This window comes from Gilliamella sp. Imp1-1 (assembly GCF_001690415.1).
GTDB classification, from domain to species: domain Bacteria; phylum Pseudomonadota; class Gammaproteobacteria; order Enterobacterales; family Orbaceae; genus Gilliamella; species Gilliamella bombi.
In genome coordinates this window covers 46,641-58,644 of sequence record NZ_LZHK01000129.1, presented here as the reverse complement: position 1 = coordinate 58,644, position 12,004 = coordinate 46,641, and the positions used below count along the sequence as shown (strand labels likewise).

The 12,004-nt window shown below is 34.2% G+C and carries 9 protein-coding genes and 1 pseudogene; 1 reads left to right on the top strand and 9 read right to left on the bottom strand.

Going from position 1 to position 12,004, the window contains the following annotated elements:
* Nucleotides 1-45: 45 nt before the first annotated feature.
* A pseudogene (locus A9G38_RS10555) lies at nucleotides 46-300 on the bottom strand (transposase); the annotation flags it as partial.
* A 91-nt stretch (nucleotides 301-391) separates the two neighbouring features.
* Between A9G38_RS10555 and A9G38_RS10550 the strand changes: the two are divergent.
* The gene (locus tag A9G38_RS10550; RefSeq protein ID WP_034909884.1) at nucleotides 392-664 is read left to right on the top strand and encodes a hypothetical protein; all 273 of its coding nucleotides are present in this window, start codon (nucleotides 392-394) and stop codon (nucleotides 662-664) included.
* Between the two features lie 203 nt (nucleotides 665-867).
* On the opposite strand, the gene A9G38_RS10545 is transcribed toward A9G38_RS10550, so the two are convergent.
* From A9G38_RS10545 to A9G38_RS10510, 8 genes are all read right to left on the bottom strand, one after another.
* Nucleotides 868-1,407, bottom strand: a complete 540-nt coding sequence (locus A9G38_RS10545) for a methylated-DNA--[protein]-cysteine S-methyltransferase (RefSeq protein WP_034909882.1) — start codon at nucleotides 1,405-1,407, stop codon at nucleotides 868-870.
* Nucleotides 1,408-1,549: 142 nt separating this feature from the next.
* Nucleotides 1,550-2,314 carry a histidine phosphatase family protein gene (locus A9G38_RS10540; RefSeq protein ID WP_034909954.1) on the bottom strand — a complete coding sequence of 255 codons (765 nt, stop codon included), beginning with the start codon at nucleotides 2,312-2,314 and terminating at the stop codon, nucleotides 1,550-1,552.
* Between the two features lie 13 nt (nucleotides 2,315-2,327).
* On the bottom strand, nucleotides 2,328-3,656 hold the full coding sequence (locus A9G38_RS10535; RefSeq protein ID WP_034909880.1) for an OprD family outer membrane porin: 1,329 nt from the start codon (nucleotides 3,654-3,656) through the stop codon (nucleotides 2,328-2,330).
* A gap of 270 nt (nucleotides 3,657-3,926) precedes the next feature.
* On the bottom strand, nucleotides 3,927-5,321 hold the full coding sequence (locus A9G38_RS10530; RefSeq protein ID WP_034909877.1) for a glycoside hydrolase family 1 protein: 1,395 nt from the start codon (nucleotides 5,319-5,321) through the stop codon (nucleotides 3,927-3,929).
* A gap of 3 nt (nucleotides 5,322-5,324) precedes the next feature.
* Nucleotides 5,325-7,205: a beta-glucoside-specific PTS transporter subunit IIABC gene (locus A9G38_RS10525; protein ID WP_034909875.1), complete on the bottom strand. Its 1,881-nt coding sequence runs from the start codon at nucleotides 7,203-7,205 to the stop codon at nucleotides 5,325-5,327.
* 187 nt (nucleotides 7,206-7,392) lie between these two features.
* Nucleotides 7,393-8,235 (bottom strand): BglG family transcription antiterminator LicT, encoded by an 843-nt coding sequence (gene licT / locus A9G38_RS10520; protein ID WP_034909873.1) that lies wholly within the window; start codon nucleotides 8,233-8,235, stop codon nucleotides 7,393-7,395.
* A gap of 172 nt (nucleotides 8,236-8,407) precedes the next feature.
* Nucleotides 8,408-10,282 (bottom strand): molecular chaperone HtpG, encoded by a 1,875-nt coding sequence (gene htpG / locus A9G38_RS10515; protein ID WP_034909871.1) that lies wholly within the window; start codon nucleotides 10,280-10,282, stop codon nucleotides 8,408-8,410.
* 310 nt (nucleotides 10,283-10,592) lie between these two features.
* Nucleotides 10,593-11,954, bottom strand: a complete 1,362-nt coding sequence (locus A9G38_RS10510; protein ID WP_202961520.1) for a sodium-dependent transporter — start codon at nucleotides 11,952-11,954, stop codon at nucleotides 10,593-10,595.
* Nucleotides 11,955-12,004: the final 50 nt, after the last annotated feature.

Below are 12,004 nucleotides of genomic sequence, written 5' to 3'. Positions count from 1 at the left end.
GTAGTTGCTGTGCCCACGTTTTACGTGCCTTTGTGGGCACTAAAGCTTTTTTATGATTTCTTCCTGAAGCTGTGATTTTAAGCTCAGCTCGGCAAACATCTGCTTAAGTTTGCGGTTTTCAGCCTCCAGCTCTTTTAAGCGTTTGATATCCGAAGTTTCCATGCCGCCGTATTTTTCCCGCCATTTATAAAAAGTTGAATTACCCATACCATATTTACGGCAGAGTTCCTTGACAGGAATACCTGCTTCAGCTTCTTTTAAAATAGCGACGATTTGATGTTCAGTCATTTTTTTCATCATTAAATCCCCTTTTACTTTTATCATAGAGAATTTTCTACTTTTTTGCTGTACTATTTTAGGGGAGAGTTACAGTATTAATAATCTTCTAAGCGTGAATGAGTTAACAAATGCTCCCACTACCACTATAGAGATCGATCCTGCTATTTTCTGGGGAGGAATTTTTACTCGAGCGATTGATGGTTCATTATTTAGTGAGTGGGGATTTATCAATCAAAGAGCTTATCCTGATTCTCAGTGGCGAGATGGTGTTTATTGGACACGAGATCGAGAATCTTCTTCTAAACAATATCATGTATATTCTGATTCTGGGCATATAGGCACGGGAAATGACTCTTGGAATAACTATGTTGTATGTAAGGGGTAATTTTATTGTGTAACTTTTTTCTTTATAAAGTTGAGAGTATTGCTTTATTTGTGTAATAAAACCGTATTTATAATACTAAAATTAAAACATTTTTTAGTTGATGGAATATATTATTTATTAACTCAATTTTTAACTGGTGGAGTAGTGCTTTATCGTTATTCCATCAGTTAAAAATTTAGAATGAAAAACAATGTAACTACAATTTAAAGTGCAGTTCCTTTAGTTGGAATGAAAAAATCTTTGATATAAACATCTTCTATTTCTAATAACTTTATTTTTTTATCTATTCCACCAGCATAACCAGTTAAATTACCGTTTGCGCCGATAACTCGGTGGCAAGGAATAATGATTGATATGGGATTATGACCAACAGCCCCGCCTACGGCTTGGCTAGACATGCTTGCTTTGTTTGTTTTAATGGTGATCTGTTTTGCGATATCGCCGTAAGTAATGACCTGGCCATATGGAATTTTGCATAAAATTTCCCATACTAAGTTTCGAAAAGGTGTGCCATTTGGCGCAAGCTCTAATTGGTATGGATTCGGTCTTTTTCCTGAAAAATAATCATCAAACCATTTTTTTGTTGAGTTAAAAATGGGTAAATTAGATTTTTCTTCTGTTCGTGTATTGAGTGTGTGACCAAAATATTTTTCACCTTCAATCCAAGCCCCAACGAGCTTATTTTGTTGACTGGCTAGGGTTATTAGTCCCACTGGAGATGAATAATTGCATAAATAAAACATATTGATCTTTTAGTAACATTTAATAAATACACTATTAAATTATGCTTGTTTATGACGATAAATACTACAAATTTATCGATTAATATTATGAGCTAATAGTAAATGTGGAATATGGCTCATTGGTGAGCCATATATTTTGAAGTTATTTTGCTTGATTCTTGCCTTTTTCGACGTAGCTCATATCTCCAAGGCTTTCAACAATAAATTTACCATCGTCGGTGTAACGAATTTTAGTAACACTTGCGTTACCTAATCCAGCTGTAATTGGTTTATCTTGCCACTCTTGAACCATAGCCATAATTGCTAAACCGTGAGATACCACAAGCACGTTGCCACCACCTTGTGCTTTGGCTGATTCAGCAATGGTTTTTAATGATGCTTGCATACGATTTTTTACTTTATTGTAGTCTTCGGCTTCGCCTGATTTTTCAACTGCGGCGATTGCATCCATCATTGTTTTTAGGGTAACCTTGCCTTGAGCCATATCCGCCATTAACTCTTTATCTGATGCATAACCTAAATGCTGTGCTGCTGGTGTCCACATGTTCGGATCAAAATCTCCTTCATAATCGCCAAAACACTGTTCACGTAAGCCTTCCATTTCATTAATTTGAATTTTATCGCCTTTAGCTTCTAAAACAATGCGAGCAGTTTGTCGTGCTCTACCTAAATCACTTGAATAGACTGAAATAAATTTGACACCTTTCAATCCTCGTCCTAGTTGTTCTGCCACCTCGACACCTGGTTTTGTTAGCGGTGTATCAGACCATCCTTGGGCACGGTGTACGTTATTAAACATAGTTTTACCATGGCGAGTGACATAGAGATAAACATCATCAGCAAAAGCTTGTGATAAGGTTGTTATTGAAATAATTAATGTACTAATTAATATAATAAATTTTTTCATTGTTTTGTCCTCTTTATAATAAATTAAATCGGTAATCAATTACCGTTTCCGCCGAAAGTGAAGGTGAACGTTGGTATTTTCCATGTCTAAGTTTAGGTGTAAGGTCTGAAGCACTGACAGTTTTATAAGACCAACCATACCCAACCTTCGATAAAATAGAAAAATTTTTAAAAGCGCCACTAGTTGGTTTCCATATATCAAAAACGTTAATTTCGCCATTTTTTAATGTATTATGTTTGTAGTTAAATTGGCCATAATTCATATATAGACCAGTGCTATTATTTTTAACAAAATCATAACTCATTACAGTTGTTAGTACCATTTCACCATCACGTAAATAATCTGAGCCAGCAGCGGCAAGACCGTTAAAGCGAGCACGAGTATTTTTACCTAAATGTCGATTATAATATCCGATAGCGTTATGTTTGTTAGCGTCTGTATAAGCTAAACCGACTTTAATACTCCAGTCTTCTTCTTTCCATTCGACATCGGTTGCATAGTGCCATGCGTGATCTTCAAACTCCTTTTTGTTTTGTTTCATGGCATCATAATTGTCAAGAGCATAACTTCCGTAGAATTGTCCGCCTAAGATTAATTTTTGTATTGGTTTATACGATAATTCAATGACATGGCGCCTTAAATAATCTTTAGCAACACCATAAGAATAATCTAAAGTAAGATCTTTATTTTTATAAGCGATTTCAGCTGTTGCAATATTATTAATGACTTTTTTACGATCTGCCGTTAAAAAACGTAATTTTTTAGCGGATTCGCGGGGTAGGGTGCTATCAATATAAGCCAATGAAAAATAAACGTTATCATATTTTAGAATTCCGCTATAACCAAGATAACTATTGCGGGTAAGATGTTGGGTTGAACTTATGATACCTAAATCCTTCATGCTATGCCAACCAGCTTTCCCATTAAAGTTAATAGCATCATTACCTAATTTTATTTTGGCATAACGTTGGGTAAATTTATTAAATCCGTGAGCGTTATGTTTGTTATAGCCTTTACCATCGTTATAAAGTAGATTACGGGTCGCAAAGTAATCACTGGCGCCTAATCTTATTATGTTATCATAGGTGACATCAAAACCGATCATGTCAAATAAATAACCTGATTTATAATCAAAGCTAAATGCTTGCCCCCAAGCGCTGTGTACCTCTTTAGGTTGGGATGCATTTTCTTTTAAATATTTCCAATAGTTTCGAGTAGAAAATACAAATTTGGTGTCTTTAAAAAATGTATCATCGAGGATTGAGTTTTGGGTTGTCGCATTTGCTAGCATAGAATAACCTGATATCCCTAATAGCATTATTGTGAAATATTTTATTTTCATTGTTCCTTTTCCTAATTGTTTTTTATATTAAAAAAACCTAAATACTAAATCAGAGAATAATTCTCTAATTAATATTTAGGTTTTGCCTGCCAAAAAGCAGTAACAATCCAATAATTTAAAGTTTTGTTTTATTTTTATGTATATGTGTTTTTTATAGTAATATGATTAATTTAAATAATTTATATCTCCATTCGATTAGCTATTTACCTTGTCACATGTTTATTAAAAAATAATAGGGGAGATGAGCAGCGTCAATCCTCCCAGATTATCTTATGCTTTCAAATTTTCACCTTTTGATGAAATCACGGATTGATACCAGTAGAAGCTTTTCTTTTTATAGCGATTTAATGTGCCTGTGCCATCTTGATTTAGATCTACATAAATAAATCCATAGCGTTTAGTGACTTCGGCTTTGGATGCGCTGATAAGATCTATTGGTCCCCAACTGGTGTATCCCATAACTTCAACACCATCATTAATGGCTTCTCGGATTTGTACTAAATGATCATTCATATAATTAATCCGATAATCATCATTGATTGTATTGTTTGCTTCTAATTTATCTTTGGCACCTAAGCCATTTTCGACAATAAATAACGGTTTTTGATAACGCTCATAAAGTAAATTAAGAAGATAACGAATTCCAATTGGATCGATCTGCCACCCCCATTCGGATGCCTTAAGATAAGGGTTAGGCACCATATCTAAAATATTACCTTTGGTTTTTTGTGACTCATCATCTGTTGCACAGCAACTCATGTAATAACTAAATGAAACAAAATCGACTGTTTCTTTAAGATCTTGTTTATCTTGTTCAGTAATATCAAGCTTAATATGATTTTCTTTAAAGAAGCGATTCATATAGGTTGGGTAATAGCCACGCACCTGAACATCTCCAAAAAATAACCAACCATGATTTTCTTGATGAGTTTCCCAAACATCTTCAGGTTTTGGCGTAAGGGGGTAAGCCACAGCGCCTAATAACATGTTACCAATTTTTGCATCTTGAATGATTTGATGACAGAGTTTAACTGCTCGACCACTGGCAACTAATTGATGATGGATTGCTTGGTAGATTTGCTGTTTGGTGCTATTTCTGTCCAAACCAACACCGGTGAAAGGTTCATGTAATGACATGTTGATTTCATTGAAGGTAAGCCAATATTTAACCTTATTTTTATAGCGTTCAAAAACAGTTTTAGCGTAATGAGTGAAAAATTCAATGACTTTACGATTTTCCCATCCACCATATTGAGTAACAAGATAATAGGGCATTTCATAGTGTGATAAAGTGACTAGTGGCTTTATGTTGTGTTTTGCCATTTCATCAAATAATTTGTCATAAAAGGCTAAGCCAGCTTCATTTGGTTGTTCTTCATCGCCATTAGGAAATATGCGTGTCCAAGCAATTGATGTTCGTAAACAAGTGAAACCCATTTCAGCAAATAGAGCAATATCTTCAGGATAGCGATGATAAAAATCGATAGCTTTGTCTTTTATACTAGCAATATCAGTTTCATTGCGATTGATGATGTCACCAAATAAACCATTTGGCGTACAATCTGATGTAGATAAACCTTTACCATCTTCACGGTAAGCCCCTTCAACTTGGTTAGCGGCAATGGCACCGCCCCAAAGAAAATCATTAGGAAATTTTGTTGACATGTTTTACTCCTTATTTTGGGATAACGCTAATAAAGCCTCTCCGCTTTTAATATTATCTTGTTCAAAGATACGTTGTATATCTTGATAACTATCACTATTAGTAATTATAATTGGTGTGGTAACTTCAAAACCAGCTTGTTTAATTGCCTCTATATCAAAACTGACTAACAAATCACCTTTTTTTACTTTGCTACCAGTTTCTACATGAGCTTCAAAATGTTGACCATCCAATTTAACGGTATCAATACCGATATGAATTAATATTTCAGCTCCAGATTCTGTTTGAAAGCCAATTGCGTGTTTAGTTCGAAATAATGACACAACTTCACCATCATCAGGGGCGACAGCTTGACCAACAGTTGGAATGATTGCAATACCTTTACCCATTAATTCACTGGCAAATGTAGGATCTTTTACCTCACTTAATGGATTGACTTTGCCTGTCATTGGGCTGTAGATCGTGATTTTATGTTCAGTTTCCATATTGTTAGAAGATGAATTATCAATTTCATCCGTTTGAGATTTATCTTTAGGTATACCAAAGAAATAAGTAACGATTGTTGCAATTGCAAAGGAAATAATTGTAGCAATAACAACCGCATAAAATCTTGAATCGACCCCTTCAATTGGAATTAATTGTAAAAATGAAAATATACTAACCATACCAAATGAATAAGTGACAGTGTGATGGTAACCAACAATAGCCCCACCGATTGCGGCAGACAAACAACCAATAATAAATGGTTTTTTTAATGGTAAATTCACACCATAGATTGCGGGTTCTGTTACACCAAAAATCCCTGATAATACAGATGAACTTGCTAATGCTTTAAATTGTTTATCTTTAGAACGTAACATTACCGCCAATGCAGCCCCTGTTTGTGCAAAAACAGCCGGTAATAAAATAGGTAACATAAAGTCTTCATGATAAAGAGCCAAGTTATTCATTGAAAATGGTACTAATCCCCAATGAACCCCAAATATCACCATGATTTGCCAGCTAGCGGCTAAAATCATTGAAGCAATTACAGGGTTTAATTGATAGATGAAGATAATTCCAGAGGCAATAAGGTCACTTAACATTGACACAACTGGACCAATAACCGCAAAAGTTAACGGTACGGTAATTAATATGCTGAGTAATGGCGAGATAAATTTTTTAAATGAATCATGCAATATTTTATTAAAAACTCGTTCAAATATAGAATATACCCAACTCGCTAAAATAATTGGAAATACCGATGATGCATAAGGGATTAGACTAATTGGGATTGAAAAGAATTCGGTTTGTAATTCTAATGCGCCTTTCATCATACCGACAATATTAGGGTGAACTAATGCACCACCAATTGCCATGCCTACATAGGGATTACCGCCAAATTTTTTAACAGCAGAAAATCCTAAAATAATAGGTAGGTAATAAAAAGGTGCATCAGCAATGGCAAATAGGAAATTATAAGTAGGTGTTTCAGGGATAATGACATTGATTACTTGTAACAACGAGATTAAACCTTTTAAAATCCCACCAGCAACAAGTATAGCAAGTGCTGGAATAAAAATTCCCGAAACAAGATCAATCAATTTAGAGAAAATCCCCGATTTTTTGCCTGATTGCGAGGCTGGTTCGTTATTTTCATTAAGATTTGTCAGTTGCATAATGTCACTATATACATCAGCAACATTATTACCAATAACAACCTGAAATTGTCCTCCACTTTGTACAACAGTAATAACCCCGACCAGTTTTTTTAATGTTTCTGCATCGGCTTTGTTATCATCTTTCAATACAAATCTTAAACGAGTAGCACAATGCACTAAGCTGATAACATTGTCCTTACCCCCAACATATTGAATAATTGATTCGGCAAGCTGTTTGTTTTTCATACCTATCCTTTTCAATGCAAAAAAAAACCTAAATCCCTTTAATTTAAGGAATTTAGGTTTTGCTCGCATAGCTAATTGCTTTTCTATGCAATAACAATCCAAAAATGATTTAATAAAATTAGCATGATTTAAGAATAATGGATATAGTTTGTTTAAATATAATGATTAAAATGTGAGTTATATCACATTATTGATTTTTCAGTTCAGTTCGTAATCGTTCAATATGAATAGTTAAATAGAGACTATCGTCATCAGAAAGTGGATGTTGATATTGTTGTATTAAATGTAAATCTATCTGTTTAGTACAAAGATAGGCTAGTTCGTATTTTTGTCGTACTAATTCATACAAAGAATTATCTTGTTGTGTTTGCTTGCTGTGGCTTAAAATACGGTGAGCAAAAAATTTTAAATGAGTAACAAAACGTTGATAAGATAGGCAATTTTCGTCATATTCAAAGTTAAAGTGATATTTCACTATATTAAGAATTTCGTGCATGATTTTAGTCATATTAACAATATTGGGCATTGTGTCATTTAATTGCGCATTGATAATATGAAAAGTAATAAAACCAGCTTCGTCTTCTGGTAATTCAATTGATAATCGTTCTTTTATTATTGATAAGGCATACAAACCGATTTGAAACTCTTTAGGGTAAAACTTTTTGATTTCCCATAGAAATCCATTAGGAATATCAAAACCTTGTTTATGGCGCTCAATAGCAAAATGGATATGGTCGGTCAGCGAAATATAAATGCTGTCTTGTAATTTGCCATCTATGCATTGTTTTGCATGATTAATAATAATTTCAGATGTGGTTAACACTTCAAAAGAAATCTTTGAAAGCAATTCTTCAAATTTAGGGTATGTTTCTTTATTATCGAGTGAAAACTGCTTCTCTATGAGACTTGTATCAATTAAGTCACCTTCACGTTTTTTAAATCCAATTCCACGACCAGTAACAATTAATTCATTACCTTTAGCATCAAGTGTAACAATAACATTGTTGTTTAATATTTTATAAACTTTCATTGGGTATGATTAATTATATATGTCTATTTATTATGAATAGTCATAGAAAAATCGGAAGCAAAAATATAAAGAAATGTGATAAATATCATATTTTAAAAAATATTGTTTTTCTTTTACTATAAAAAAGCCCCGATAGGGTTAATGTATCGAGGCTGATTAGTCTATTATTTTATTATTGTGCTAATAATTTATTCATTGTTTGAATAAATTTACTTGGATCGCTAAGTGAACCTTTTTCAGCAAGTAAGGCCTGATCTAGTAGTAGTTCTACCCAATCGTTAAATGCGCTTTCATCTTGCGTATCAGCAATACGTTTAACCAGCTTATGATCTGGGTTGATTTCAAACGTGTATTTGATTTCTGGTGCTTTTTGACCTGCTGCTGCAAACAATTTAGCCATTTGTGTGCTCATTTCGTCGGCAGCAGTGGTAACAATCGCAGGTGTATCAGTTAAGCGATGCGTTAATTTTACTTCTTTCACTTTATCGCCTAATGTAGTTTTAACTCGTTCAATAAATGGCACAAGTTCTTTTTCAACTTGCTTTTGCTGTTCACTATCTTGATCAGCTAATTTTTCGATTGATTCGTCTGATTTACTGATAGATTGGAACTGTTTGCCATCAAATTCAGTTAAGTTACTCATCATCCATTCATCAATACGATCGGATAATAACAATACTTCAATACCTTTTTTACGGAATAGCTCAAGATGAGGACTATTTTTTGCCGCACCATAGCTATCAGCGGTAATATAGTAGATCTTTTCTTGACCTTCTTGCATTCGGCTAATGTAATCTTCTAGTGATATTGTTTGCGCATCGCTATCGCTATGAGTTGACGCAAAACGGAGTAATTTTGCAATTGCTTCACGGTTGGCAAAGTCTTCACCAGTACCTTCTTTTAATACTAAACCAAATTCACTCCAGAACTGTTGATACTGTTCTTTATCGTCTTTAGCAAGTTTTTCAAGCATTTGTAACACACGCTTAGTACATGCATTACGTAAGTTTTGGGTGATTTTGTTATCTTGCAAAATTTCGCGCGATACATTTAATGGCAAATCATTTGAATCAATTAAGCCTTTTATAAAACGTAAATAGTTAGGCATAAATTGTTCAGCATCATCCATAATAAATACACGTTGTACATACAGTTTTAAGCCGTGTTTATTATCACGATTCCACATATCCCAAGGCGCTTTTGCTGGAATATAAAGTAAGCTAGTATATTCTTGTTTACCTTCAACACGGTTATGACTCCAACTTAATGGATCGGCAAAGTCGTGTGATAAATGTTTATAAAACTCTTTATATTCCTCGTCAGTCACTTCTGATTTACTACGAGTCCATAGAGCTTGTGCTTTGTTAACCTTTTCCCATTTGACTTCTTTGCTTTTTTCATCAGTAGTTTGTACTTCAACAGGCAGTGAAATGTGATCAGAATATTTACTGATAATAGAGCGTAAACGCCAATCGTCTAAAAACTCTTTTTCATCTTCTTTTAAGTGTAAAGTAATTTCTGTACCACGAGTTTCTTTATTATCATCTGATATAGTATATTCACCTTCACCTGTTGACTCCCACATAACTGCTTCGTCGGCTTTTGCGACGGCTGCGCGCGTTCTAACTGTGACTTTATCGGCAACGATAAAAGCAGAATAAAAACCTACACCAAACTGACCAATTAGTTGGCTATCTTTGGCTTGATCGCTACCAATAGACTCTAAAAATGCTTTGGTACCTGATTTAGCAATAGTACCTAAGTTTTCAATCACTTCATCACGAGTCATACCAATACCATTATCGGCAATAGTCAAAGTGCCTGCCTCTTTATTGGTCGAAATACGCACACCAAGTTCACCATCGCCAGCATATAGATCTGGATTTTCTAACGCTTTAAATCGAAGTTTGTCGGCTGCATCGGATGCGTTTGAAATAAGTTCTCTTAAAAAAATCTCTTTATTTGAGTATAAAGAGTGAATCATTAAATGTAGAATTTGTTTAACTTCGGATTGAAATCCACGAGTTTCAGTGCCTTGCTTACTCATTGACTAGTTCCTCTATTATATTTAGTCAATTCAATTAATTCTAATGACGAAAATGATTTGTTATTAACTAACTTTTATCATTTTGCTCATTTAATAGCGCATTGCCTGTTAGATTAACTGAATAAAATTAACATAATGGTTTGATTTATTGATGTATTGCTATATGGGAGTAAAAAAAAAGATTTCAATAGGGGGGTAAGACATTTATTCATTGTTTGGTTATTTTTTGTTAAAAATGCAAAAAGAGAACAAAAAAAGCCTTAAAGAGGTCAAGGCTTTTTAATTAAAAGTTGTTTTAAATTAATAAAAGCTACATAAATCCATAAACAAGAATTAAAATAACAGCAACTGGAATAACGAATCGTGATAAAACAGTCCAAATGTTAAACCAGAAATTATTTAAATTTAATTCTTCGCGGATACGTTTTTGGTTCATCATCCAAGCACCAAATATCACAGTGCCTAAACCTGTAACAGGTAACATTATTTTACTAGTTAAGTAATCAAGCAAATCAAATATATTTTTACCAAATAGTTTCACTTCAGCCCATTCATTAAATGATAAAATACATGCGATACCTAATGCCCAAATAACTAAACTACTTAAAATTGTTGCTGATTTTCTACCCAATGGTGTTTTTTCTTCTAACAATTCAACTGTTGGTTCAAGTAATGAAATAGAAGAAGTTAATGCAGCAAAAGTAAGAAAAATAAAGAATAAAACACCTAAAACAGTGCCGCCAGCCATATTACCAAAAGCAATCGGTAAGGTGACAAAAATAAGTCCTGGACCTTCACCAGGTTGTAAACCGTTAGCAAATACCAGTGGGAAAATCGCCATACCAGATAGCATCGCCACAATTACATCTAAAATAACTACAGTACGTGCAGTTGATAGTAAGTTCACATCTGAACCCAGATAAGAACCATATGCCATCATAATACCCATACCTAAAGATAGACTAAAAAATGCATGTCCCAATGCTGCCAATACTGCTGTACCGTTAATTGCAGACCAATTAGGAGTGAACAAAAATTTAAAAGCATCATAAAAAGATGGACCGCTAACATAAGCAGCATAACCAACTAAAACAAGTAATAACACTCCGAGCCCAGGCATCATCAATTTACAACCGCGTTCTAAACCAGCACCAACACCAAGAGCAACAATAAATGCTGTAGCAAACATAAATACGGTGTGCCAAGTTAGTAGACTGTTAACATTGCCAAGGAAATGGGTAAAAAGTTGACCAGTAGCTTCGCCATTAGCACCTTCGAAAGAACCTTGGGCTGCTAAAACAATGTAATCAGTCGCCCACCCCCCGATAACACTATAAAATGATAGGATTAAAAAAGAACCTACTACACCAATGATACCAACCCAGCGCCATGATTTAGAACGGCCTTCTGAAACAGCGACATCTTCCATAGTATGAATTGGATTTTTTTGCCCTCGACGCCCAATTAACCATTCTAAAACTAAAATTGGTAAGCCAATTACAAACATAAATAGTAAATAGGTAAGCACAAACGCAGAGCCGCCCATTTCGCCAGCCATATAGGGGAATTTCCAAATATTACCTAACCCAACAGCAGAACCAGCAGCGGCAAGCATAAATCCCATGCGCGAACTCCACTGTGAGTGACTTTTTTTCATAGTACCCGTACTCATTAATATTGTTTCCTTTAATCTTAATTAGTTTAATTTAGCGTTGTGAAAAA

Coding starts and splice junctions, on each gene's coding strand:
- htpG (WP_034909871.1), bottom strand. CDS start 10,282: ATGAGTAAGCAAGGCACTGAAACTCGTGGATTTCAATCCGAAGTTAAA.
- A9G38_RS10540 (WP_034909954.1), bottom strand. CDS start 2,314: ATGAAAAAATTTATTATATTAATTAGTACATTAATTATTTCAATAACA.
- A9G38_RS10510 (WP_202961520.1), bottom strand. CDS start 11,954: ATGAGTACGGGTACTATGAAAAAAAGTCACTCACAGTGGAGTTCGCGC.
- A9G38_RS10535 (WP_034909880.1), bottom strand. CDS start 3,656: ATGAAAATAAAATATTTCACAATAATGCTATTAGGGATATCAGGTTAT.
- A9G38_RS10525 (WP_034909875.1), bottom strand. CDS start 7,205: ATGAAAAACAAACAGCTTGCCGAATCAATTATTCAATATGTTGGGGGT.
- licT (WP_034909873.1), bottom strand. CDS start 8,235: ATGAAAGTTTATAAAATATTAAACAACAATGTTATTGTTACACTTGAT.
- A9G38_RS10530 (WP_034909877.1), bottom strand. CDS start 5,321: ATGTCAACAAAATTTCCTAATGATTTTCTTTGGGGCGGTGCCATTGCC.
- A9G38_RS10545 (WP_034909882.1), bottom strand. CDS start 1,407: ATGTTTTATTTATGCAATTATTCATCTCCAGTGGGACTAATAACCCTA.